Source organism: Cupriavidus phytohabitans, assembly GCF_017815025.1.
GTDB lineage: Bacteria > Pseudomonadota > Gammaproteobacteria > Burkholderiales > Burkholderiaceae > Cupriavidus.
Genome location: NZ_JAGIQB010000056.1, coordinates 12,653 through 35,210 on the forward strand (window position 1 = coordinate 12,653; position 22,558 = coordinate 35,210).

The window sequence follows — 22,558 nt, forward strand, 5'->3', positions numbered from 1 at the left end:
AGGTGGCGGGCCTGTCGCTCATCGCGGCGTGGCCCAGCCCTTGTACTGGCCGACGTTGGCGCGCGTCACCAGCGTCGACGGCAGCAGCACGGTCGGGATGGCGGGACGCTGGCCGTTCATCATGCCGACGCCCAGTTGCACCGCCGTGCGGGCGATGGCCCACGGGTCCTGGCTGGCCGAGGCCTGCACCAGCGTATCGGCCTTGAGCGCGGCTTCGATATCGGGCGCGCCATCGACCGAAGCGATCAGGATGCCGCGGCGGTTCAGCTGGCGCGCTGCCAGGTCCGCGCCCACGGCCTGCGGATCGTTGATGGTGAAGACCGCGTCGACCTTGGGAAAGCGCGTCAGGTACAGCTGCATCACGTTCAGTCCGCCCTCGCGCGAGCCCTTGGCGTCCTGGTCGTCGGACAGGATGCGGATGTCGGGGTGCCGCGCCAGCACAGCCTTGCAGCCCTTGACGCGATCGAGCACCGCCGACACCGGCGGCCCGTTCTGGATGATCACGTTGCCACGCCCCTTGAGCCGCTCGGCGATAAAGCCGCAGGCCAGTTCGCCGGCCTGGGTGTTGTCGGTCTGCACCGTGGCATCGGCACCGGCGGCGGCCACGTCGACAGCTACCACCACGATGCCGGCCTTGCGCGCCTTGCGCACCGCGGGCTCGATCGCGCGCGCATCGGCCGCGTTGATCAGGATCAGGTCGACCTTGGCGACGATAAAGCTGTCGATATGGGTGAACTGCTTGTTCAGGTCATAGTCCGCCGACAGCACGGTGACCTTGACGTCAGGATTGGCCTGCCGGGCCGCGGCTTCGGCGCCGCGCGCCAGCGCGACGAAGTACGGGTTGCCGAGCGAGCCCAGCGTTACGCCGACCTTCTTGAGCTGGCGCTGCGGGGCTTGTGCGGCAGGCTGCGACGGCGTCTGCGCGGCGGCCGGCAGCGCGCTGAGCGCGGCCATTGCGCTTGCCGCCAGGGCGCAGAGGAAGGGAAAGGGCTTGATCATCGGTCTGTCTCCTGTCAGTGCATTGCTCAGGTCCGCGCCGAGCCCTTTTGCCGGTAGCGGTCCAGCGCCACCGCGCCGATGATCACCAGCCCCTTGATGATGTATTGCCAGATATCCGACACGCCCAGCAGGATCAGCCCGTTGGACAGCACCGCGATAATCAGCGCGCCCACCAGCGTGCCGGCAATCGAGCCGACCCCGCCGACGAAGCTGGTGCCGCCCAGGATCACCGCGGCGATGGCATCGAGCTCATAGGACTGGCCCAGCTGCAGGCCGTTGGCCGCGTACAGCCGCGACGCCGACATGACGCCACCCAGCCCCGACAGCAGCCCCGACACGGCATAGACGAACAGCAGCACCACCCAGACCTTGATGCCCGACAGGCGCGCCGCTTCGGCGTTGCCGCCGACGGCGTAGATCTGCAGGCCCAGCACCGTGCGGCGCAGCACCAGCCACGACACCGCCACCACCGCAGCCGCGATCACCACCAGCCAGGGCACGCCCAGCAGGTCGCCGTTGCCGATGAAGGCAAAGGAGATGTCGGGGTTGTAGACGGTGCTGTCATTGCCCACCAGCCGGGCCAGTCCGCGCACCGCGGTCAGGCTGCCCAGCGTCACGATAAAGGGGGGCAGTTTCATGAAGGCGATCAGCGCGCCGTTGACCAGGCCAAACAGCAACCCGCACAGCAGTGCCGCCGGCACGCTCAGCGCCGCCAGCTGCGGCATCAGCGAGACCAGCATCGCTACCACCGCGGACACCGACAGGATCGAGCCCACCGACAGGTCGATGCCGCCGGTCAGGATCACAAAGGTCATGCCCGCCGCCAGCACCAGGTTGATCGATGCCTGCTGCGCGATGATCGACAGGTTCTGCAGGCTGGCGAAGTTGTCGGTCAGCAGCGTGAAGCCGAAGCAGAGCAGCACCAGCACCGGCAGCATGCCGAGCGCGCGCAGGCGTTCCTGCGTGGTGGCGCGGCCGGCGGCGCCGGGCAGGGCGGGGCCGGTGGAGGGAGCGACCACGGCGGTGGCGTGGGCGGTGGGGTGGAAGGGGTTGCGCATGGTGTCTCCTTGTCGGAACGTCGTGCCTGCGTGGGCCAACGTGCCTATGTGCGTTTATGTTTTAGCGATTGGCGACTGCCGAACCGATTGTTTGCTCCCCTCTCCCACTTCGCGGAGGAGAGGGAGCAAACCGCCGGCCTCGTCAATGCAGTGTGGTGTGTGGAATGTCCCCACCCGCGCCTGTCGCCAGCGCAATGATCCGTTCCTGCATGCCGGCGGCATCGGCACAGCCGGCCACTTCGCCGACCAGCTCGCCTTCGCGCATCACCAGCACGCGGTCGCACAGGCCGACCACCTCAGGCAACTCGCTGGAAATCAGCAGCACGGCCACGCCCGAGCGGGCGAGTTCGTCCACCAGGCGGTAGATCTCCGCCTTGGCGCCGATATCCACGCCGCGCGTCGGCTCATCCAGGATCAGCACGCGCGGCCGCGTTTCCAGCAGCCGCGACAGCATCACCTTCTGCTGGTTGCCGCCCGACAGCGCGCCCACGTTGACTTGCGGGTGCGCCACGCGGATGCCGAGCGAGCGGATCGCCTGCGTGGTGCGCTGGCGTGCGCTGGCGCGGTTGAGCCGGCCGCCGCGCAGCGCGTCGCGGGCCGCCACGATCAGGTTGATGTTCTCGTGCACGCTCTGGTCCAGGAACAGCCCCTGCAGCTTGCGGTCCTCGGTCAGGTAGGCGATGCCGGCGTCGATCGCCTGGCGCGGGCTGGTGATCGCCAGCGGCGTGCCGGCGACGAACACCGCGCCATCGCTGCGCGCATCGGCGCCGAAGATCAGCCGCGCCAGCTCGGTACGGCCGGCGCCGACCAGGCCTGCCAGCCCCAGCACCTCGCCGGCGCGCAGGTCGAAGCTGCAAGGCCGCACGCGCCCGCCATCGGACATATTGCGCACCGACAGCATGATTTCGCCCTGGCGTGTCTCGCCATGGGTCTTGGTGTAGAAGCCGGACAGGTCGCGGCCCACCATCATCTTGACCAGCGCGGCCCGGGTCAGGTTGTCGCGCTCCAGCGTGCCGACGAAGCAGCCGTCGCGCAGCACCGTGACGCGGTCGGCCAGCTCGTCGATCTCTGCCATGCGATGGCTGATGTAGATGATCGCCATGCCTTCGGCGCGCAGCTGGCGGATCAGCGCGAACAGGCGGTCGGTCTCGCGGGTGGACAGCGGCGTGGTGGGCTCGTCCATCACCAGGATGCGCGTCTCGAAATGCACCGCGCGCGCAATCTCGACCAGCTGACGCTGCGCGATCGACAGCGTGTGCACCGGCGTGGCCGGCGTGAAATCGGCACCAAGCCGTGCCAGCGTGGCTTCGCACGCGCTGGCCATGGCGGCCCGGTCGACCATTCCGCGGCGGTGCAGGTGACGGCCGAGGTAGATGTTCTCGGCCACGCTCAGGTTCGGCGCCAGGCTCAGCTCCTGGTAGATCACCGCAATGCCGTGCTCGCGTGCCGCGGCCGGGCCGCCGAAAGCGACCGGCTCGCCGGCGATGCGGCACTCGGCGCCGGGATCGGCGGTGTAGGCGCCGGACAGGATCTTCATCAGGGTCGACTTGCCGGCGCCGTTCTCGCCCATCAGCGCATGGACTTCGCCTGCGTAGACGGTCAGCTGCACGTTGCTGAGCGCCTTCACGCCGGGAAAGGTCTTGGAGATATTGCGCAGCGCCAGCAGCGGCGCGGCAGCGGGGACGGCGTCATGGGGGCGCTGCGGCGTGGGCAGGGTGCGCGATGCTTCAGACCATGGCATGGCTGGCCTCCGGGACAATGGCCGAGGCGCCCTTGAGCAGCTCGGCACGCGGCGAAAAGTTCATGAACATCGGCAGCGACGCAGCGCCGACCGCGCCGGCATTGGCGCCGAAGCAGCCGCGCACCACGGTGGCGGGCGTGCGCGCTTCGGGGGCGCTGTCGTTCAGCGCCTGCTGCAGCCGTTCGATCAGGGCCGGCACCAGCCCACCGTCGATGTCGGCGTCGAAGATCACCAGCGGCACGTCCAGCACCGCCAGCGCCGATTGCAGCGCAGGCGCCAGCGCATCGACGCAATCGTCGATCCATTCCGCCACCGCCGGGTGGCCCAGCTCGGCCTGGCGCTGCAGGTCGGCATGACCGTTGACCGTCACGCCGTGGTAGCGCAGGTGGCGCGTCAGCGCGTTGAGCGATGCCCGCGACAGCAGCAGGTCGCGGCGCTTGCCGCCGGGGGGCGGCGCGGAGGGCAGGGCGCTGGGCGGCACCGGCATCATCGCGATATCGCCGGCATTGCCGGAAACGCCGCGCACGCAGTCGCCATTGAGCACCACGCCGCCGCCGATGGCCGGCCCCAGGAACACGTAGAGGAAATGCTGCGCATGGTGGCGCCCGTAGAACAGCTCGGCCACCGCGGCCGCGGTGCCGTCGTTCTCACCGAACACCGGCAGGCCGGTGGCGGCATTCAGCATCGCGGCGAAGTCGGCTTCGTCCCAGGCGCGGAAGCTCGCGTGGAAGTCCTCGCCTTGCACGTCCAGCTCGCGCAGCCACGCTCCCAGGTTGTAGGGCTGCGCCACGCCGATTCCCAGCAGCCGCTTCTGCTCGCCCGGGCCGAGCCGGGCGCGCATCGCCTCGATATCGCGCCGCACCAGCGCCAGCGCCTGCTCGGGGTGGGGCAGGACCAGCTGGTGAGCCTGGCTGGCGAGCAGCTCGCCGGCAAAGTCCACCATCACGGTCTCAATGCTGCCACGGTCGAGCCTCACGCCAATGCCGAAGGCGCCTTTGGCCTTGAGCCGGATCAGGCTGGCAGGCTGCCCGCGCTGGCCCTCGGTGCGGCGGCCGGCCTGCTCGACCAGGCCTTCGTCGGCCAGGGTTTGCACAATGCTGCCGACCGCGGTGTTGGTCAGCTGCGCCATCCGCGCCAGATCGGCCTTCGACGCCTCGCCGGCGCGGCGCAACGCCAGCAGCAGCGCGCGTTCGTTGTACAGGCGCAGGCTGGCGGAATTCACGCCACGGCCTGCCTTGGATGCGGTCATGTTGTCTCCGTCCTCTGGCCGACGCGGGGGGCGCCGGCTCGGTATTAATTAATTCAGACTGAATTAAAGAATACTCGACGTCAGAACTCAACCGCGGGAAAACCCGCAGGATGAAGCGTTGTCGCTGCCGTGAGGTAGCTCAAGGAGCACTTCGCTTGCGCGCAGGTCCTTGGCTGGCTAGCGTAGAGACCGGACTACCGAAGGGGAAACGATGAAGGCCCGCAGCGAAACTGGCCACTGGAGCCGCTACTTCGTGCTGGACTTGAAGAACCGGCCGGTGGAGGCGGCACGTGGGGAATGGGAACGCTGGATGGCCGAAAACGATCCGGTGTTCCGCCGCACGCTGCTGCAGGAAAGCGGCGGCGTGGTGACCACGCGCTTTCGCGGACTGGCGCAGGCATCAGGCGACGCGCGGCTGTTCGTGACCCGCGTGACTGGCATGGGCGAGGAGGACAACGAAAGCTACGGCGCGCCGACGCTCGCTGCCGCGCTTGCGCTGCACGATGAAATCGTGAAGAAGCTGTTGCGGCAGCTCGGCGGGACGGTGCCGTAGCGCGTCAGGTACCCTTCAATCCGGCAGCGCCCCCGCCTGCCGCAGCGCCGCGCGCGCAATCTCCATCCGCGCCTTGGCGTGCTCGGGCTTGAGCAGGTCGAGATTGAGCGCGAACAGGTAGTTGTCGCCGCCGCGCTCCACCCACCCCACCAGCCATCCCACCGCCGGCTGCGCGGAATCGGCCCAGCCGGTCTTGCTGTGCAGCGTATAGCCTGCGGTGCGTTCGATCACCGTCAGCCGGTCCACGCCATCGAACGCGGCCGGCGAGAACGGCAGCGTGCGCTGCACCAGCCCCTTGAGGAAATCGATTTGCTGGTAGGCGGAGATCTGCAGCCTGCCATTGAGCCAGAAGCGGTCGACCGGCCCCGAGCTGTCAGCATTGCCGTAATGCGAGGCGGTCAGGTAGCGCTGGTAGGCCTTGCTGCCGACCCGTCGCGCCAGCGCCTGGTAGGCGGGCACGCATGAGTTGGGGAAGGCCACGCGCAGCGGCACGTCGGCATTGCAGGCTTCGGGCAGGACAGCCTTGCCGCCGACCAGCCAGACCTTGCCGTCCCACGGCAGCTTGTCGTGGTCGATGTCGGCCACGGCGCCGCTGTCCAGGCCGATCAGCGAGTTCATGATCTTGAAGGTCGACGCAGGCGAGTACGGCGTGGCCGCGCGCGCAGCGTTGTAGGTCAGCACGCGGTCGCGGCGCAGGTCGTGGATGACGATGGTGCCGGTGGTGCCGGCCTGGCGGAACAGCGCGTCCGCATCGAGCGGAGCCGTTTTTGGTGCGGCTGGCGGTGCAGCTTGCGGTGCGGCGGTCGAGGGCAGCGCGGAAGAGAGCAGGGCGAGTCCCACGGCCATCGGGGACAGCAAACGGGCGATTCGGATAGGCATGGCAGTAGCGCGTTGGGTTGGATAGATATCTCTGGTGGCAATCCGGGCCCGGACCGTGGTGCGCAGCATAGGAGAGCTCCCCACGCACGCCAACCGCGCACGCTGTAACTTGCGTAACATGACGGCGCTGCACCGCCTCCGAGCCCCAGCCTGCTACCGCTTCAGCCCATGTCCGCCGCCTTGCTTTGCATCGACGTCTGCGCCCCCTATCGCGTCAATGGCGAGCCCGCCCGCTTCCAGTCGGTCTGGCTGCTGGCGCGCGCCTGGCATGCGCAGCGCAGCGGCGGTGACGTGACAGCGGCGGCCGTGCGCAGCGCCTTCCCGGCCGCCGCCAACCTGCGCATGCTGGTGTCGCGCGCCTTCGCGGACTTTGCCCGGTGGGGCGTGACGCTGGGCTGGGGCGCGGACCGGCAACGCGATCCGGCGACGGCCAACCCCGCGCAGCGCAGCCGCGGACCGTTCTGGATGACGGCGGCGCAGGCTCGGCGGCTGCGCTTCGTCGCGCACGGCCGCACGCTGGGCCCGGCGGCGCTGGCGCGGCAGCTGGGTTTTGGCGAGGCGGCGGCGCCAGTGTCCGGCATGCCGGATGGCGCCGCCTACGTGATGCGCGACATGGCCTTCTGGAGCGAACTGACGCAGGCCATGCGCAGCGCGCAGGACGGCTACGCCGGCGCGCACGGCACCGCCGTGGCCGAAGCGTTCCGCGCGGCGCAGCGCAGCGCCGGCGATCCGTTCCAGCAGGCGCTGTCGCTGCTGAAGGAGAGCCTCGCCTGGCGCCGCTGCGGAAGCCTTGAGCAGAGCCGTGCCGCGTTGGCCCGCTTTGACCGGCTGGCCCGCGCAGGCAGCCCCGGCGCAGCCATGCCCACCTTCGCGGCGATGGCACACGTGGTGCGCGCCTGGGCCCGCTACACGCGCGGCGACCAGGATGGCGCCGGCGCGGGCCTGGCCGCGCTGCGCGCGGATCCGGAGCTGTCCGCGGCGGTGCGCTACAACCCGCGCCTGCGCTTCGAGGTGCTGAACCTGGAGGGGCTGTTGTACAAGGCCGGTGCGATGGGCAAGGCCGGCGCCGGCAACGCTGCGCCGGCGCTGTCGGCGCAGCGTGCCCTCGATGCCTTCGCGGCAGCATTGCAAGCCGGTTACGAAGCCGATTCGGTCGACGCCGTACAGCACGCCGCGGCCAATATCGGCCTGAGCCTGTGGCTGTTCTGGCGCCATGGGCTGGTCGATCCCGGCCGCGTGCTCGATGCCGGCGCGGTGCAGCGGCAGGCGATGCGCTGGCTGGGATTGTCGGAATGGATCTGCGACCGCTTCGGGGTAGGCGGCGGCACCGCGTGGAACGCGATCTTCCTGTTGCGCATCGCGCGCGGAAGCTGCGGGCCGGATGCGCCCGGCGATGCCGGGGCCGGCGAGCTCAAGGGCGTGGAGAGCGTGGCCGCCTTTCGCCGACAGCGCCCCCTGTCCGTGGCGGACGCCATCGACGCGTTGCGCCCATTCCATGCGCCGTTCGCGCCGGCCAAGGGTTTTGTGCGCTGGTCAGCCGTGGCCGCCTTTGCGCTGGAGGACCACGACGCCGGCCATGTCAGCCTGGGGCCGTTGCAGCTGGCCAACCTGTTGCTGGAATCGGCCTGGTACCTGACACACGAGCAAGGCGCAACGGCGAAAGCCTGCGCGGCGGTGGAGCGGCTGGCAGCGCAGTTGCCGGCGCTGCGCGCAGCCGAGCGGGCGTTCTTTGCGGCAGAGATCCGCGCGCTGCCGCCGGAACTGCGCGACGCGGCGGCGGAGGTCAAGCGCCGGCGGCGCAAGGGATAGCGGGGCCGCCGGCGTTCCTGGGTATGGTGATGCGCGGTATTGCGCGCAGCCAGCGTTCAGTCGAACAGCTCGTGCCAGATGCTCTTCTTGCGATAGTGCTTCTGCTGGCGTTCGTCGTAATGGCGGTCCCCGTCATGATGACGAGCGCGGCCCCACTCATGGCCGCGGTCCCTGTCGCCGTAGCTTTGCTGGGGCGGCGCGACGGGCGCCGCGGCTTGCGTCGCGGGTGCTGCGGCGACGGAACGCTCCAGGATCTTGTCGAGTTCACCGCGGTCCAGCCAGACGCCGCGGCACTTCGGGCAATAGTCGATCTCGATGCCCTGCCTTTCGGACATCACCAGTTGCGTTTGCGGACACACCGGACAATCCATGCTTTCTCCTCGTTGCTGTCGATAAGTCGAGGTATGACCGGGCCGCCCGGCAATGGTTCGCCGATGTGCGCCAGCCGCAGGTTCAGTGACGCGCAGGGCACAGTGGCGGCGTGCGGAATTTGCCGGCTGCGCCGGCGTCGAAGCGGATATGCCTCAATTCGATCCCCATCGCGGACCGGCTCCGGAACTGCCCACTTCGCCCACTTCGCCCACTTCGCCCACTTCGCCCGCGTCGGCGCGGTACGTCGACGCGCCGCACCGCCGGCCGCTGCCCGGTCGCCTGGCCGGAGCGGTGGTGGTGGCGGTAATTCTCTGGGTCGCATGGCCATGGCTGCAGCCCCAGCTGGAGCGCGCCATCTATGCGGCGCGGCTGGCGGCCCGCCCGGCGCCGACGGCGCTGCCGGTCCGGGTGCAAGGTGTCGCGGCGCGCGCGCTGCGCGACACCTGGCATGGCGCGCGCTCCGGCGGGCGCAAGCATGAGGGCATCGACATCTTCGCGCCGCGCGGCCGGCAGGTGCTGTCGGCCACGGAAGGCATCGTCTCGCGCGTCGGCACCAATGCGCTCGGCGGCAAGGTGGTCTGGGTCATGGGACCGGGACGGCAGATGCATTACTACGCGCACCTCGACGGCTACGCGGCGATACGCGCGGGCGATATCGTTGCACCGGACACGGTACTTGGCTATGTCGGCACAACCGGCAACGCCCGCGGCACGCCGCCGCACCTGCACTACGGCATCTATGCCGCCGGCGGCGCGATCAATCCGTATCCGCTGCTGAAGGCGCCAGCGGCGGCGGGCGCGCCGCGGCGCTAGCCGGGCACCGCGAGCGCGCCGGAAGGGCCGGGGCTTTGCGGCAGCCGGGGCCGTCCGGATGGCCGCCTCGGTCCGGGCATGGTTGCCTTCGCCGAAGTGCTTGTAGATGACGTTGGCGCTGGCGTCTACGAGGTACAGCGCCGGCACCAGTACTGGTTGCCGCTGGCCGCGGCAGAGGCCGACCGCGTCCCTGGCCTGGAAACGAACGCCGGCGACCACGTGGTCAGGACGGGCCAGTGGTACTCCGCCCCCTGGACGACATTCAATCGATCATCAATCCTTCATTTGGCTGATTTATGGAATTCGGGGCCGCGGGCAGCCTGCGAATTCATAAAGATATTCGTGCGCAAGCGCTTATGTCTGACATTGCCGAAAGTCGCGGCAAAGCCCGGCCCGAGACTACTGCTTTATCCGGAAGTCCCTGCGGCGCTGAGCCCGCCGGGCAAGGCACTGCGTCCGGAGCTGTGTTTCCCCCGAACGGGTATTGTCCTGAGTCGCGCAGTGCGGCCAGAATTCGCACCGGGAATTCGATGCGAGTTGTTAAATGTGTTTGCGAATGTTCACGATTTGATTTTCGCGGCGCGATTACAATTTCTCCCGATTTGCGGCAACGCACCCCGCCACCGGCGGCGGTAGCGTCTGCACGACGCCATGCCCATCGCGGGCTGGCCATCCGGCGTGGTTCCTCGGTGCCCGCCGGATCCCGTAGGCCTGTCCTGCCGCCTCTCTCCTGCGGCCAGGCCTGAGCGGGTTCCGTGTCTCCGTGCCGCATGTCATCTGCCGATAACGGACCCCAGGCGCGCGCACGCTTCCAGCAGGCGGGCCGGCGCTCGGGCATTAGAAGAGACAGGCTGCGAATCCCATGGATTCACTGATGACGCAACCTTCGCGTGCCGGCACCGGTCCCGCACGGCGCAAGGCCTGGCGCCGGCGCATGCCGGCCGGGCTCGCGGCGGGCCTGGCGGCGGCACTTTGCTGCATGCCGGCACCCGCGCAGGCAGACGCTGAATACGATGCCCTGATCCAGCGCGCCCGCACCGGCGACTACGGCAGTGCGCTGGCGATGCTGCGCGAGCGCGTGGCCAGCGCACCCTCGGACCGGCGCGCGGCGCATGACCGGATCATCATCGCCGGTTGGGCCGGACATTCCGACGAGGTGCTTGCCGCTTACGGAGAACTGGAGCAGGCGGGCACCGCGCGCACCGCGCCGCCGCAGGTGCTGGCCGCGGCGGCGGGCGCGTTGCGCGACCAGAAGCGCTGGGACGAGGCGCTGGCGCGCTACCGCGAAGGACGCCAGCGCTTCCCCGCCGAGCCGGTGTTCGCGCTGGGCGAGGTTGGCGCGCTGGCCGACAGCGGCCAGGCCGCGCAAGCCGTCGCTGCGGGCCAGGCACTGGTGCGCAGGCAGCCGGATGATGTCGACAGCCGTCTCGCGCTGGCCTATGCGCAGTCCCGCGCCGGCGAACCATACGAGGCCCTGTTCGAGGCCGACCAGGCTTATTCCCGTGCACCCAAGCGCGCCGATGCCGTGCGCGCATACGTGGCCGCGCTGCAGCGCGCCGGCCTGCCCGACGCCGCGCTGCGCGTTGCAGGCGAGCATCAGACACTATTCGACACCGCGGCCCGGCAGGCGCTGGAACTGGATGCCGCCGCCGAACTGGTGCGGCTCGCCGACATGCCCACGCGGATGGAGGCCGAGCGCTTTGCCATCGCCGACCGCGCGCTGGCGCGCTACGATGCGCTGCTGCCCGCGCTGAAAGGCGCACAGGACAGCCAGGGCGAGGCGCTGTACCGCCGCGCCCGCATCGACCGCCTCGGCGCGCTGCATGCGCGCTTGCGCATGCAGGACGTGGTAGACAGCTACGAGGCGCTGCGCGCCGAGGGCGTCGCCGTGCCCGTCTACGCGCTGGGCGACGTCGCCTCGGCCTACCTCTACCTGCGCCACCCCGGGCAGGCCGCCGGACTGTTCCGGCAGGTGCGCGAAGCCTATCCGCTCGGCCTCGACCCCGAAACGCGCCTGAAGGCCCAGACCGGCCTGTACTACGCCAACGCCGAAGCCGAAGCCCTCGACCCCGCGGGCGAGGCGGTGAGCGAGGCCCGCGCCGAGCAACCGCAATGGCGCTGGGTGCGCGGCCAGCCGGCGCGCCGGCCCAACGACCTGTGGCTGTCCGCCGAGCAGACCGCCACGCTCGCGCGCCTGCAGGCCGACGACACCGCGCAGGCCCAGCAGCGCACGGAAGACCTGGTGCGCAACGCGCCCGGCCATTCCGGGCTGCGCGCGGGCCTGGCCAATGTCTACCTGGCGCGCGGCTGGCCGCGCGCCGCCGAGCAGGAACTGAAGGCCGCCGAAACGCTGGCGCCGCGCGCGCTCGCGGTGGAAGTGCAGCAGGGCCACGCCGCGCTCGGCCTGCAGGAATGGCGCCAGGCGGAGATGCTGCGCGACGATACCCTGGCGCGCTTCCCGGAAGACCTGACCGCGCGCCGCCTGGCGCGCGAGTGGGCCGTGCACAACAAGGCCGAATTGCGCATCGAAGGCTATCGCGGCCTGGCCAACGACAGCCCGGTGGTGGGCGACGGCAACTTCGGCATCGAGTCGGTGCTGTACACGCCGCCGATCCACTACGACTGGCGCGCCTTCGGTGGCGTGGGTTATGCCACCGGCCGTTTCGACGAAGGGCGTGTCGACTACCGCTGGGCCCGCGCCGGCGTGCAGCGGCGCGTGCGCGACCTGACCATCGAAGCCGAGCTGTCCATGCACGGGTATGGCTATGGCGCGCGCCAGGGCGGCCGCGTCGCGCTGGACTATGACCTGGATGACCGCTGGCGCATCGGCGCCTCGGCCGCGATGCGCTCGACCGCCACGCCGCTGCAGGCGCTGCTCAACGGCATTTACGCCAACAACGTACAGGTCTACGGCCGCTGGCGCGCCAGCGAGGCCAGCGAGTGGATGCTGACGGTGGCGCCGTCGCACTTCAGCGATGGCAATGACCGGCTCGAAGGCGGCATCTCCGGCATGCAGCGGGTCTACACCGCGCCGCACCTGAAGGCCGACCTGCTGGTGGACCTCTGGAGTTCGCGCAACAGCCGCACCGACGTGCCGTACTACAGCCCGCGCGCGGACCTGACGGTGCTGCCGTCGGCCCGGCTCACGCACACGCTGTACCGCCGCTATGAGACCGCCTGGGAGCAGCAGTTTCTGGCGGGCGCCGGCACGTACAGCCAGCAAGGCTTTGGCACCGGCGCGATCCTGCTGCTCGGCTACGGCCAGCGCTTCCGCACCAACGACGTATTCGACATGGGCGCGACCGTCACCGCCACCAGCCGGCCGTATGACGGCCAGCGCGAGCGCGAGCTGCGCATCGTGTTCGACCTGACCTATCGATTCTGACCCGGAGCCCGCCATGATTCGATTCCCGCAGCGCGCCTGGCGCCACCTGTTCTGGCTGCTGCTCGCCACGTGCCTGCTGGCCGGCTGCGCCAAGGACATCCCGGTGTTCACGCCGCCGGCGCAGCGCCCGCTCGCCGCCGCCGAACAGCCCTGGCCCACCAACCACCTGGTGGTGCTGGCCTACCACGACGTCGAAGACAAGGACCCCGACCAGGCCTACCTGAGCGTGCGTACCGACCACCTGATCGGCCAGCTGGCCTGGTTGCGCGAGAACGGCTACCAGGCGGTCTCGGTCGACCAGGTGCTGGCCGCGCGCCGCGGCGGCAAGCCTTTGCCGGCGCGCGCGGTGCTGCTGACCTTCGATGACGGCTACCGCAGCTTCCATGCGCGCGTGCTGCCGATCCTGAAGGCCTACCGCTGGCCCGCGGTGCTGGCGCCGGTTGGCGCATGGCTCGACACGCCGGCGGGCCAGCCGGTCGACTTCGGCGGCACGCCGACCGCGCGGGACCGTCTGCTGACCTGGCAGCAACTGCGCGAGATATCCGCCTCCGGGCTGGTCGAGATCGGCGCGCACACGGACGCCTTGCACTACGGCATCAACGCCAACCCGCAAGGCAATACCGAGCCGGCCGCTGCGGTGCGCGGCTTCGACGCCGGCACCGGCCGCTATGAGACCGACGCCGCCTACCAGGCGCGCGTGCGCGCCGACGTGCAGCGCATCTCCAAAAAAATCCATGCCGTCACCGGCAAGCCGGTGCGCGTGTGGATCTGGCCATATGGCGCCGAAGGCGGCACCGCGCTGCGCATCATCGGCGAGAACGGCTACGAGATGGCGCTGACGCTGGAAGACGGCCTGGCCAGGGTCGACAAGCTGATGTCCGGCGCGCGCATGCTGCTTGCCGACGACCCCGGCCTGCGCGCCTTCGCGCAGTCGGTGGCGACGATGGAAGAGCCGAGCGCCATGCGCGTCGCGCACGTCGACCTGGACTACGTCTATGACCAGGATCCGGCCCAGCTCAACCGCAACCTCGACCAGCTGGTGCAGCGCATCTACGACCTGAAGATCGACACGGTCTTCCTGCAGGCCTTCTCCGACGAAGACGGCGACGGCCTGGTCAGGTCGGTGTACTTCCCGAACCGCTGGCTGCCGATGCGCGCCGACCTGTTCAACCGCGTGGCATGGCAGCTCGGCAACCGCACCAGCGTCAAGGTCTACGCCTGGATGCCGGTGCTGAGCTTCGACATGGACCCATCGCTGCCGCGCGTGACGCGCTGGGATCCGGCCGCCAGCCGTGCCGAGGTCGACGCGAAGCAGTACCGCCGCCTGTCGCCGTTCGACCCGGTGGCGCGCCAGCGCATCGCCGAGGTCTATGAAGACCTGGCCCGCCACGCCTTATTCCAGGGCCTGCTGTTCCACGACGACGCCATCCTTGGCGACTTCGAGGACGCCAGCGCGCCGGCACTGGCCGCGTACCGCAAGGCAGGGCTGCCGGACAATGTTGCCGCGCTGCGCGCCGACCCGGAAACCATGCAGCGCTGGACGCGCATGAAGAGCCGTGCGTTGGTCGAGTTCACGCAGGAGCTGACGCAGCGCGTGCGCGCTATCCGCGGCCCGGCGATCAAGACCGCGCGCAACATCTTCGCCATGCCCATCCTGCAGCCGGAGAGCGAAGCCTGGTTCGCGCAGAACCTCGACGACTTCCTGGCCGCGTACGACTGGACCGCGCCGATGGCGATGCCGTACATGGAGCAGGTGCCGCGCGGCCAGGAGAACCAGTGGCTCGACCGCATCGTCGACGCGGTGGCACAGCGCCCCGGCGCGTTGCGGCGCACGGTGTTCGAGCTGCAGGCGCGCGACTGGCGCAAGCCAGAGACGCCGGTCGACAGCACGGTACTTGCCGGCTGGATACAGCGCCTGCAGCGGCGCGGCGCGCGCAGCTTCGGCTACTACCCCGACGACTTCCTGAACAACCAGCCCCGGCTCGACGTGATCCGCCCGGCGCTGTCTAACGCCTGGTACCCCGCACCATGATCGAAAGACTGTTTGCCCTGGTTATCTTGTGCCTGGCGCTGGCGCTTCCGTTCGCGCTGGCCGCGCTTGCCACCGGCGACCTGCTGCTGGCCTTCGTGTTCTTCTATCCGCTGTTCATGTCCGGCCTGTGGATGGCCGGCGGCGTGTACTTCTGGCTGCATTGGGAGCGCAAATGGCAGTGGGGCGAGCATCGCGTGGCGCCCGAAGTTCCCGGCACGCCGTTTATCTCGATCCTGGTGCCGTGCTACAACGAGGAGCATAGTGGCGAAGAGACGCTGCTGGCCGCGCTGGGGCAGCGCTATCCCAACTTCGAAGTGATCGCCATCAACGACGGTTCGCGCGACGGCACCGGCGCCGTGCTGGAAGCGCTGGCGCAGCGCCATGAACGGCTGCGCGTGGTGCACCTGGCACAGAACCAGGGCAAGGCAATGGCGCTGCGCATGGGCGCGCTGGCCGCGCGCGGCGAATACCTGGTCTGTATTGACGGCGACGCGGCGCTGGACCCCGACGCCGCGGCCTACCTTGTCGCGCCGATGGTGGCCAACCCGCGCGTGGGCGCGGTCACCGGCAACCCGCGCATCCGCACGCGCTCGACACTGGTGGGGCGCATCCAGGTTGGCGAATTCTCGTCGATCATCGGGCTGATCAAGCGCACCCAGCGCGTCTATGGCCAGGTCTTTACCGTATCCGGCGTGGTTGCCGCGTTCCGCCGCCGCGCGCTGGACCGCGTCGGCTACTGGAGCCTGGACATGATCACCGAGGACATCGATATCAGCTGGAAGCTGCAGCGCGACCACTGGTCGATCTTCTACGAGCCGCGCGCGCTGTGCTGGATCCTGATGCCAGAGACCGTGCGCGGCCTGTTCAAGCAGCGGCTGCGCTGGGCCCAGGGCGGCGCCGAAGTGTTCATGAAAAACGTGCGTTCGATCTGGATCTGGCGCCACCGCCGGCTGTGGCCGCTAATGGCGGAGTACTGCCTGTCGGCGGGCTGGGCCTTTGCCTTTGGCATGTCGATCGTACTGTGGGCGCTGGGCCACTTCATCGCGCTGCCGGAGCATATCCGCATCCAGAAGCTGATGCCGCCGGGCTTTACCGGCATGGTGCTGGCGGCCGTCTGCATCCTGCAGTTCATGATCAGCGTGGCGATCGACCGGCGCTATGAGCCGCGCCTGGCGCGCACGCTTTACTGGATCATCTGGTACCCGCTGGCGTACTGGCTGGTCGGCATGTTCACCACGCTGCTGGCCTTTCCCAAGGTCATGCTCAAGACCCGGCGCAAGCGTGCGCGCTGGGACAGTCCCGATCGCGGCATCCAATCGATGAAATCGTCATGCATCCCGAAAACATGATCATCCGCACCCGGCGCGCACCGCTGCGCCGGGCCTTCGACGCGGTGCTGACCGCACTGGCGTGGGCCGGCTTCTTCTACCTGTTCGCCAGCGGCATTCGTGACATCCTGGTAGGAGCGTCGACCGGCCTCGACGTGCCATTCTGGTCCGCGATGATGCCCACCATGGGCACGCTGTCGGTGTACGTGCTGGTGGGCGTGTTCAACGGCGTGCTGCTGCTGGTGTGGGCGCTGTACAACCAGATCCGCTTCGCCGGCATGGACCGCCGCAAGCCGCTGCCGCCGCTGGCCGACGACGAGCTGGTAGCCAGCTTCGGCCTGCCGGGACAGCGCGTCGATGCGCTGCAGCAGGCCCGGGTGGCGGTTATCGATCACGACCACGACGGCGGCATCGCCGGCGTCCGGCTGGGTTACGAATGGATTGCGGCTCCGGTCAAGCCTGCAGTGGCAGCTTCGGCAGAAGCTTGTGTGGCGTGATTGGATAGCTGGCAGCGCTTGTCCAGGCCACCAAACGCCAGCACGTCTCGCCGACAGGCTGTTTCGGGGCGCTGGCGGCGCCGCTTGCCAGTGGCACGTTGCGCCCGGCGGCGCACAGCGGGCTTCGTGGCAGCCGGGGGGAGGCCTTCGTGCCATCGGACACACAACGGGTAATCCACTAGTCGCGGCCTTGTTTATTTGCTCCGGATAATCGCTTATAAATACGGGACATGCTGCGGCTGATGTCCCGCATCATGACTCCGCCCGCCGGGACGCCTGCGGGCTTTTTTTTATCCTTGATTATTCATAATCGATATTAATCAGGAATCTTATTTCACCGCCTTCTGATTTTGGTTGGTAAAAACCCTGATTTTTCCCGGAACATTACAAAATCGCAATGTTTCGGGGTTGGTCAGCATTTGACATGCTTTCTGCCAAGTCGTCAATACTTCCCTAAAAGCCGCTCCGGCATTGGATTTCAGGGAATATGACGCACTTATTCATGCGTCTTGCTCACTGATGCGTGAATATCCTGAATCCGTTTTCCCATCCATATTCCTCATTAATCATCGGGCTAGTGAAAACCCTGCTGCCGGTCGACTTGTACTTACTTGATATATCACATACTGTGTATCCCATCGCATCTCGTAGTTTTGAAAACAGGTGAGTGCGGGAGACGTCGATATGGCGTCGCAATAAAAGGCAGTAAATGCCAACGAAACAGGAGACAGTAAATGCCAGGAGCCACCTGCAAGTTGACGCGCATGGCGTCCCCACCTTCGTCCATTCCCACGGATTTCCCGAAACACACGGTTCAAGGAGCGCGCTATGAGTAACGCAACGGCAGGGGCCCTGCGCCCCAATCAAGGGGCTTCGGAGTCCACGCGCTGGATCCAGCTGATCGTCGGCGTGGTCTGCATGATCGCCACCGCGAACATCCAGTACGCCTGGACGCTGTTCGTGCCCGAGATCCAGGAAACCTACGGCTGGTCACGCGCCAGCATCCAGATCGCCTTTACCGTGTTCGTGCTGGTGCAGACTTGGCTGGCGCCGATCGAGGGCTACTTCATCGACAAGTTCGGGCCACGCATGATGGTGGCTTTCGGCGCGCTCTTTATCGGCGCGGCGTGGGTCATCAACTCGCAGGCGACTACGCTGATGGGCTTTTACCTCGGCGCCGCGGTCGGCGGCCTGGGTGTGGGCTCCATCTACGCGACCTGCATCAACAACGCGCTCAAGTGGTTCCCGGACCGCCGCGGCCTCGCGGTCGGCCTGACCGCCGGCGGCTATGGCGCGGGCTCGGCGGCGACCATTCTGCCGATCGCGGCGATGATCGAGTCGCAGGGCTTCCAGCACACCTTCCTGTTCTTCGGCCTGCTGCAAGGTTCGCTGGCCTTCGTGGCGGCGTGGTTCCTGCGCTCGCCCAAGACCGGCGAGGTGCGGGCGTCGAAGAAGCTGGCCCAGGCCACGCGCGACTACACCCTCAAGGAAGCGCTGTGCACCAGGCTGTTCTGGCTGATGCTGGTGATGTTCGTGCTGGTGGTTACTGGCGGCATGATGGCCGTGGCCCAGCTCGGCGTCATCGCCAAGGACCTTGGCGTGAAGGAATTCCAGGTCGACCTGCACTTCTTCGTGATGGCCGCATTGCCGCTCGCCCTGATGCTTGACCGCATCATGAACGGCATCTCGCGTCCGCTGTTCGGCTGGATCTCGGACAACATCGGCCGCGAGAAGACGATGGTGATTGCCTTCTCGCTCGAAGGGCTGGGCATCATCGCGCTGGGCTACTTCGGCAGCGACCCGTACGCCTTCCTGATCCTGTCCGGCGTGGTGTTCCTGGCCTGGGGCGAAGTCTACTCGCTGTTCTCGGCACTGGCGGGCGATGCCTTCGGCACCAAGCACATCGGCAAGATCTACGGCGTGCTGTACACCGCCAAGGGCATTGGCGCACTGTTCGTGCCGATCGGCAACCTGCTGATGGAAGCCACCGGCACGTGGTCGACGGTGCTCTACACGGTGGCGGCGATGGACCTGACCGCTGCGTTCCTTGCCATCATGGTGCTGCGGCCGGTGCTTGCCTCGCACGTTGCGACATCGCGGCAGCAGTTTGCGAAGGAATCTGCCGCAGCCGGCGCGCAAGTGGCGGCCTGATCGACGCGCTGCGCTTCAGATAGACCGATCCACTGGTAGTTGGCTGGGCGGGCTTCTCCGGAAGCCCGCTTTTTTTGTGCGCCCGGCAGGGCGCACTCGCTTGGGGGTGAAAGTCCCCTACACACCCGGCAAGGGGAAGTGTTAGCCAGAGGCAAGGGTTCCCCGGGTGACCGGGGGTCTGAAGGAAGCCCGAGGCAAAGCGCTGGCCTGACGAACAGGAAGCGGATATGAGGCGACGCGTTGGGGTAGTGTCAAGTCCTGACATAGGTTGACAGGTTTGGTAGCTCCATTCGGCGCCTAGCGCTCCGCGGCAACAGACGCCCGATGAACATCATTGGGCGTTTTGTATTCCAGGGCCTGATGGGGTCGTTCCCGGTTATAGATGTGTACAGACTCCCTCACCATACGAGCAGCTTGCTGCAGATCGGCTGGACGGTTCAGGAGGAATTCACTTTTGAGGATGCCGTTGATGCGTTCTGCCATGGCGTTCTGGTAGCAGTCGTAGCCATCGGTCATGGAGCAGGTCAGCCCATGTCGCGTGTGAATCGCCCGGTTCGGCATGAACTGCGGCTGATCGATGAGCAGGTGCGACGCATCTACCTGCTGACCAACCGGCTGCTGCAGTTTGTCCGGCCAGAGGCATACGCCGGCAATACCGAGCGCCTGGATGTGGGCGAGGTCGCGGCCGGCTGCGTGGACCTGGTCCGGCATATGCTCAAGGACGCCGCCATCCGGGTCGAACTGGCCTGCCCGGCCACACGCCGCGTGCGCATCAGCCGCAGCGAACTGCAGCAGGTCATCGTCAACCTGCTGACCAATGCCATCCACGCCATGCCGGAGGGCGGCAACCTTACGCTGGCCACGCGCGACTGGGAAGGGCACGGCGTGACGCTGCATGTGCGCGACACGGGCCGCGGCATCCGCGAGGAAGACCTGCCCAATCTGTTCAATCCGTTTTTCACCACCAGGAAGCAGATGGGAACCGGCCTCGGCCTGTCCATCAGCTATGCGCTGGTGGAGCGCTATGGTGGCCGAATTACCGTGGAAAGCAAGGTGGGGCAGGGTGCGGAATTTATCGTCTGGCTGCGCGAAGACGGGTCTGCGGCGAAGCCAGAGACTGATGGATTGTCATGACGTGCTGAGGACTCGTCGGCGAGGCGACAGACTATCCTGACATGGAGGGAAGCGTTCCGCACGCAGCAGTAGTGCCAGATTGCCGACTCACGCCGCAGGACACAACTCCTCTGCCCATTGGACATTGCAAGCTCGATGGCCATGTGTCACAGCCACCGGCGGACTTTCCCTTTGTATGCGGCGTACTGTGCTTCGAAAAGCGATGAAAGCGTGCGCTCCTCGGGTGCGATCTGAAACCGGTTGATGTAGAGCACAAACGGAGGCAGGAATAGCAGGGGCAGCCAGTTTGATAAGTACACCGCCCACGCGAACAGGTACAGCAGCAGGCTCAGGTACATGGGATTGCGCGTGAAGCGAAACACCCCGTCAGTGACGAGCAACGACGCAGTACCGGGCTTGATCGGGTTCATTGTGGTCTTCGCCCGCCGGAATGAAACCATGGCCGAGACCCCGATAACCGCGCCAATGCAAGCAATGGCAACCGCGACACCTACGCGAAGTCCGAACGGAACTACAACCGGGGCAATCAGCTTGGATGCCAGCCACATGAGCAAGCCGGTCAGCAACGCCACGACTGGTGGCGGGATCTTCAGTTCAAGTGACTCCATTTCCAGCTCCACCCAACTGCCACACATCGATGGTGGACGCGACAAGACTCAATGTTGTGCGCACTCCATGGAGCCTGGCCCATTTTTGCAAGAGTTCTCGGGTCTCCACCGACGACAGATCGCGATCCGGCTCGAGAATCTTGTGGTTGATGGGCATTACGACGAGCAAGGTATACGGCACGACAGATCCGATCAGTAGCGCGGCAGCAAGCCACCAGGTACTGGCACCCAATAGCCATGCCATCACTCCGCTCAGTAAGCTGACCAGCGCCAATGGAGCCTGCATCAATGGAGCCTGCATGAGCGTGGCGCGCTTATAGCTGGGCGCCCACTGCCGGGCCGCAGACCTTGTCTCAAGCACCATTCTTGCGGGATGCTCAACCACGTTGACATACAAGGCGGCCCCGGCGAAGAGTATCGCAGTGAATGCAGCAATTATTTGCAGTGCCTGGTTCATCACATCCTCCGTGAAGCCTGCCTCCAATCATGGTGAAGAATTCGAGTAGGACCCACAGGGCCGGGCGTGGGGGTTTCTTTTGGATCGCGTAGTTTCTGCCGAGTCGCGCTAGACTTTGTCGGCTGCGCCTGCAACTGGCGCTGCAGCTGGACCCATTGCGGACATGGCGTTTGCGTTACCTGGATCTTTTCGCCGGCTAACCGGTTCGCCAGCGACATTCTGACTCGGCTTCAATCCTACGCGGGACATCGCAATGCAACGATCACGCGGCTGCAGCGCCCGGGTTCCGGTCACGCTGGCCATCGCCATGTCAATGCTTGCCGGATGCGGCAACAAGAAGGAGGCCGCAGGCCCGCCGCCACCGCAAGTGAGCGTGGTCACGCTCAAGGCCGAGCAACTGACGCTGGATACCCAGCTGCCGGGGCGCACCACGGCGTTCCGCATTGCCGAAGTCAGGCCGCAAGTGGATGGCATCATCTTGCGCCGCCTGTTCAAGGAAGGCAGCGACGTCACGCAGGGCCAGCAGCTCTACCAGATCGACGCGTCCACCTACGAGGCCACCTACAAGAGCGCGAGGGCGACGCTGGAATCCACCCGCCTGCTGGCAGAACGCTACGGGCGCCTGGTTGGTGACGAGGCGGTCAGCAAGCAACAGTATGACGAAGCCAGGGCCGCCTGGCTGCAGGCGCAGGCCGCGGTGGACCGCGCCGAAATCAACCTGCGCTATACCAGGGTGCTGGCGCCCATCTCCGGCCGCATCGGACGCTCGAATGTGACGGAAGGTGCGCTGGTGACCAACGGCCAGGCGACCGCGCTGTCAGTGGTGCAGCAGCTCGACCCGATCTACGTCGACGTGACCCAGGCCTCTTCGTCGCTGCTGCGGCTGCGGCGTGAACTGGCCAATGGTGCGCTGCAGAGTGCCGGCACCAACGCGGCCCAGGTTAGCCTGGTGCTCGAAGACGGTACCCGCTATCCCGAAACCGGCCGCCTGGAGTTCTCTGAAGTGGCCGTGGACCAGGGCACCGGCTCGGTGACGCTGCGCGCGGTGTTTCCCAACCCGCGCCATGAGCTGCTGCCGGGCATGTTTGTCCATGCCCGCCTGCGTGAAGGCGTCAAGACCGATGCGCTGCTCGTGCCGCAGCAGGGAGTGACCCGCGATCTCAAGGGCCAGGCGACGGCGCTGGTGGTCAATGCCAAGGACGAGGTGGAACTGCGCCAGATCCGCACCGAGCGCGCCGTTGGCGACAAGTGGCTGGTGTCTGAAGGCCTCAGTGCCGGCGACCGCGTCATCGTGGAGGGCCTTCAGTTCGTGCGGCCCGGGGCGAAAGTGCGCGTAGCCCAGGCCGGGAGCGGGGCGGGTGCGCCGGTGGCTGCTGCATCCGGCCCATCCGCACAATCCGCCCCATCCGCCCCATCCGCCCCATCCGCCCCATCCGCCCCATCCGCCCCATCCGCCCCATCCGCGGCCAAGCCCTGAGCGCACCGCCCGGGCG

General features: G+C 67.5%; 19 protein-coding genes and 1 pseudogene. 11 read left to right on the forward strand and 9 right to left on the reverse strand.

Annotation, left to right across the window (positions count from 1 at the left end):
• Positions 1–18 precede the first annotated feature (18 nt).
• The 4 genes from J8I34_RS28505 to J8I34_RS28520 all read right to left on the reverse strand — a co-directional run bounded on the left by J8I34_RS28505 (position 19) and on the right by J8I34_RS28520 (position 5,047).
• Positions 19–999 carry an ABC transporter substrate-binding protein gene (locus J8I34_RS28505; RefSeq protein WP_084402578.1) on the reverse strand — a complete coding sequence of 327 codons (981 nt, stop codon included), beginning with the start codon at positions 997–999 and terminating at the stop codon, positions 19–21.
• A 26-nt stretch (positions 1,000–1,025) separates the two neighbouring features.
• Positions 1,026–2,057, reverse strand: a complete 1,032-nt coding sequence (locus tag J8I34_RS28510) for an ABC transporter permease subunit (protein ID WP_029049443.1) — start codon at positions 2,055–2,057, stop codon at positions 1,026–1,028.
• Positions 2,058–2,199: 142 nt separating this feature from the next.
• On the reverse strand, positions 2,200–3,798 hold the full coding sequence (locus tag J8I34_RS28515) for a sugar ABC transporter ATP-binding protein (RefSeq protein ID WP_245176200.1): 1,599 nt from the start codon (positions 3,796–3,798) through the stop codon (positions 2,200–2,202).
• The gene (locus J8I34_RS28520; RefSeq protein ID WP_209768574.1) at positions 3,785–5,047 is read right to left on the reverse strand and encodes an ROK family protein; all 1,263 of its coding nucleotides are present in this window, start codon (positions 5,045–5,047) and stop codon (positions 3,785–3,787) included. Before J8I34_RS28520 ends, J8I34_RS28515 begins: the two co-directional genes overlap by 14 nt.
• A 211-nt stretch (positions 5,048–5,258) precedes the next feature.
• Between J8I34_RS28520 and J8I34_RS28525 the strand changes: the two genes are divergently transcribed.
• Positions 5,259–5,600 (forward strand): hypothetical protein, encoded by a 342-nt coding sequence (locus tag J8I34_RS28525; RefSeq protein ID WP_209807582.1) that lies wholly within the window; start codon positions 5,259–5,261, stop codon positions 5,598–5,600.
• A 15-nt stretch (positions 5,601–5,615) separates the two neighbouring features.
• Here J8I34_RS28525 and blaOXA read toward each other — a convergent pair whose 3' ends face one another.
• Positions 5,616–6,479 (reverse strand): OXA-1206 family carbapenem-hydrolyzing class D beta-lactamase, encoded by an 864-nt coding sequence (gene blaOXA / locus J8I34_RS28530; protein WP_209807583.1) that lies wholly within the window; start codon positions 6,477–6,479, stop codon positions 5,616–5,618.
• Positions 6,480–6,647: 168 nt separating this feature from the next.
• On the opposite strand from blaOXA, the gene J8I34_RS28535 reads away from it, so the two are divergent.
• The gene (locus tag J8I34_RS28535; protein ID WP_209807584.1) at positions 6,648–8,288 is read left to right on the forward strand and encodes a hypothetical protein; all 1,641 of its coding nucleotides are present in this window, start codon (positions 6,648–6,650) and stop codon (positions 8,286–8,288) included.
• Between the two features lie 56 nt (positions 8,289–8,344).
• Here the strand turns inward: J8I34_RS28535 and J8I34_RS28540 are convergent, their stop codons facing one another.
• The gene (locus tag J8I34_RS28540) at positions 8,345–8,659 is read right to left on the reverse strand and encodes a TFIIB-type zinc ribbon-containing protein (protein ID WP_029049449.1); all 315 of its coding nucleotides are present in this window, start codon (positions 8,657–8,659) and stop codon (positions 8,345–8,347) included.
• A gap of 148 nt (positions 8,660–8,807) precedes the next feature.
• Between J8I34_RS28540 and J8I34_RS28545 the strand changes: the two genes are divergently transcribed.
• The 7 genes from J8I34_RS28545 (at position 8,808) to oxlT (ending at position 18,866) form a co-directional block, all read left to right on the forward strand.
• Positions 8,808–9,473 (forward strand): M23 family metallopeptidase, encoded by a 666-nt coding sequence (locus J8I34_RS28545; RefSeq protein WP_209807585.1) that lies wholly within the window; start codon positions 8,808–8,810, stop codon positions 9,471–9,473.
• A gap of 78 nt (positions 9,474–9,551) precedes the next feature.
• The gene (locus tag J8I34_RS35535) at positions 9,552–10,109 is read left to right on the forward strand and encodes a hypothetical protein (RefSeq protein WP_209807586.1); all 558 of its coding nucleotides are present in this window, start codon (positions 9,552–9,554) and stop codon (positions 10,107–10,109) included.
• Between the two features lie 238 nt (positions 10,110–10,347).
• Positions 10,348–12,858, forward strand: a complete 2,511-nt coding sequence (pgaA, locus tag J8I34_RS28555) for a poly-beta-1,6 N-acetyl-D-glucosamine export porin PgaA (RefSeq protein WP_232232515.1) — start codon at positions 10,348–10,350, stop codon at positions 12,856–12,858.
• A 13-nt stretch (positions 12,859–12,871) separates the two neighbouring features.
• Positions 12,872–14,890: a poly-beta-1,6-N-acetyl-D-glucosamine N-deacetylase PgaB gene (gene pgaB, locus J8I34_RS28560; RefSeq protein WP_209807587.1), complete on the forward strand. Its 2,019-nt coding sequence runs from the start codon at positions 12,872–12,874 to the stop codon at positions 14,888–14,890.
• Positions 14,887–16,239 (forward strand): poly-beta-1,6-N-acetyl-D-glucosamine synthase, encoded by a 1,353-nt coding sequence (gene pgaC, locus J8I34_RS28565; RefSeq protein WP_209807588.1) that lies wholly within the window; start codon positions 14,887–14,889, stop codon positions 16,237–16,239. Before pgaB ends, pgaC begins: the two co-directional genes overlap by 4 nt.
• Positions 16,221–16,715, forward strand: a complete 495-nt coding sequence (gene pgaD, locus J8I34_RS28570; protein WP_209807589.1) for a poly-beta-1,6-N-acetyl-D-glucosamine biosynthesis protein PgaD — start codon at positions 16,221–16,223, stop codon at positions 16,713–16,715. The genes pgaC and pgaD overlap by 19 nt, the downstream gene beginning before the upstream one ends.
• An 828-nt stretch (positions 16,716–17,543) precedes the next feature.
• On the forward strand, positions 17,544–18,866 hold the full coding sequence (gene oxlT, locus J8I34_RS28575; RefSeq protein WP_209768604.1) for an oxalate/formate MFS antiporter: 1,323 nt from the start codon (positions 17,544–17,546) through the stop codon (positions 18,864–18,866).
• 297 nt (positions 18,867–19,163) lie between these two features.
• Here the strand turns inward: oxlT and J8I34_RS28580 are convergent.
• A pseudogene (locus J8I34_RS28580) lies at positions 19,164–19,412 on the reverse strand (integrase core domain-containing protein); the annotation flags it as partial.
• Positions 19,413–19,577: 165 nt separating this feature from the next.
• On the opposite strand from J8I34_RS28580, the gene J8I34_RS34905 reads away from it, so the two are divergent.
• A complete protein-coding gene (locus tag J8I34_RS34905) occupies positions 19,578–20,000 on the forward strand; it encodes a sensor histidine kinase (protein ID WP_256441874.1) in 423 nt (140 codons plus the stop codon).
• Positions 20,001–20,146: 146 nt separating this feature from the next.
• Here the strand turns inward: J8I34_RS34905 and J8I34_RS28590 are convergent, their stop codons facing one another.
• Both J8I34_RS28590 and J8I34_RS28595 read right to left on the reverse strand, forming a co-directional pair.
• The gene (locus J8I34_RS28590; RefSeq protein ID WP_029049019.1) at positions 20,147–20,608 is read right to left on the reverse strand and encodes a methyltransferase family protein; all 462 of its coding nucleotides are present in this window, start codon (positions 20,606–20,608) and stop codon (positions 20,147–20,149) included.
• Positions 20,595–21,065 (reverse strand): anthrone oxygenase family protein, encoded by a 471-nt coding sequence (locus J8I34_RS28595; protein ID WP_209807590.1) that lies wholly within the window; start codon positions 21,063–21,065, stop codon positions 20,595–20,597. The genes J8I34_RS28590 and J8I34_RS28595 overlap by 14 nt, the downstream gene beginning before the upstream one ends.
• A gap of 253 nt (positions 21,066–21,318) precedes the next feature.
• On the opposite strand from J8I34_RS28595, the gene J8I34_RS28600 reads away from it, so the two are divergent.
• On the forward strand, positions 21,319–22,542 hold the full coding sequence (locus tag J8I34_RS28600) for an efflux RND transporter periplasmic adaptor subunit (RefSeq protein WP_209807591.1): 1,224 nt from the start codon (positions 21,319–21,321) through the stop codon (positions 22,540–22,542).
• Positions 22,543–22,558: the final 16 nt, after the last annotated feature.

What these genes read in the sequence shown, in the direction of transcription:
- J8I34_RS28505 (WP_084402578.1), bottom strand. Translation starts at nt 999, where the DNA reads ATGATCAAGCCCTTTCCCTTCCTCTGCGCCCTGGCGGCAAGCGCAATG.
- J8I34_RS28510 (WP_029049443.1), bottom strand. Translation starts at nt 2,057, where the DNA reads ATGCGCAACCCCTTCCACCCCACCGCCCACGCCACCGCCGTGGTCGCT.
- J8I34_RS28515 (WP_245176200.1), bottom strand. Translation starts at nt 3,798, where the DNA reads ATGCCATGGTCTGAAGCATCGCGCACCCTGCCCACGCCGCAGCGCCCC.
- J8I34_RS28520 (WP_209768574.1), bottom strand. Translation starts at nt 5,047, where the DNA reads ATGACCGCATCCAAGGCAGGCCGTGGCGTGAATTCCGCCAGCCTGCGC.
- J8I34_RS28525 (WP_209807582.1), top strand. Translation starts at nt 5,259, where the DNA reads ATGAAGGCCCGCAGCGAAACTGGCCACTGGAGCCGCTACTTCGTGCTG.
- blaOXA (WP_209807583.1), bottom strand. Translation starts at nt 6,479, where the DNA reads ATGCCTATCCGAATCGCCCGTTTGCTGTCCCCGATGGCCGTGGGACTC.
- J8I34_RS28535 (WP_209807584.1), top strand. Translation starts at nt 6,648, where the DNA reads ATGTCCGCCGCCTTGCTTTGCATCGACGTCTGCGCCCCCTATCGCGTC.
- J8I34_RS28540 (WP_029049449.1), bottom strand. Translation starts at nt 8,659, where the DNA reads ATGGATTGTCCGGTGTGTCCGCAAACGCAACTGGTGATGTCCGAAAGG.
- J8I34_RS28545 (WP_209807585.1), top strand. Translation starts at nt 8,808, where the DNA reads ATGCCTCAATTCGATCCCCATCGCGGACCGGCTCCGGAACTGCCCACT.
- J8I34_RS35535 (WP_209807586.1), top strand. Translation starts at nt 9,552, where the DNA reads ATGGTTGCCTTCGCCGAAGTGCTTGTAGATGACGTTGGCGCTGGCGTC.
- pgaA (WP_232232515.1), top strand. Translation starts at nt 10,348, where the DNA reads ATGACGCAACCTTCGCGTGCCGGCACCGGTCCCGCACGGCGCAAGGCC.
- pgaB (WP_209807587.1), top strand. Translation starts at nt 12,872, where the DNA reads ATGATTCGATTCCCGCAGCGCGCCTGGCGCCACCTGTTCTGGCTGCTG.
- pgaC (WP_209807588.1), top strand. Translation starts at nt 14,887, where the DNA reads ATGATCGAAAGACTGTTTGCCCTGGTTATCTTGTGCCTGGCGCTGGCG.
- pgaD (WP_209807589.1), top strand. Translation starts at nt 16,221, where the DNA reads ATGCATCCCGAAAACATGATCATCCGCACCCGGCGCGCACCGCTGCGC.
- oxlT (WP_209768604.1), top strand. Translation starts at nt 17,544, where the DNA reads ATGAGTAACGCAACGGCAGGGGCCCTGCGCCCCAATCAAGGGGCTTCG.
- J8I34_RS34905 (WP_256441874.1), top strand. Translation starts at nt 19,578, where the DNA reads ATGCTCAAGGACGCCGCCATCCGGGTCGAACTGGCCTGCCCGGCCACA.
- J8I34_RS28590 (WP_029049019.1), bottom strand. Translation starts at nt 20,608, where the DNA reads ATGGAGTCACTTGAACTGAAGATCCCGCCACCAGTCGTGGCGTTGCTG.
- J8I34_RS28595 (WP_209807590.1), bottom strand. Translation starts at nt 21,065, where the DNA reads ATGAACCAGGCACTGCAAATAATTGCTGCATTCACTGCGATACTCTTC.
- J8I34_RS28600 (WP_209807591.1), top strand. Translation starts at nt 21,319, where the DNA reads ATGCAACGATCACGCGGCTGCAGCGCCCGGGTTCCGGTCACGCTGGCC.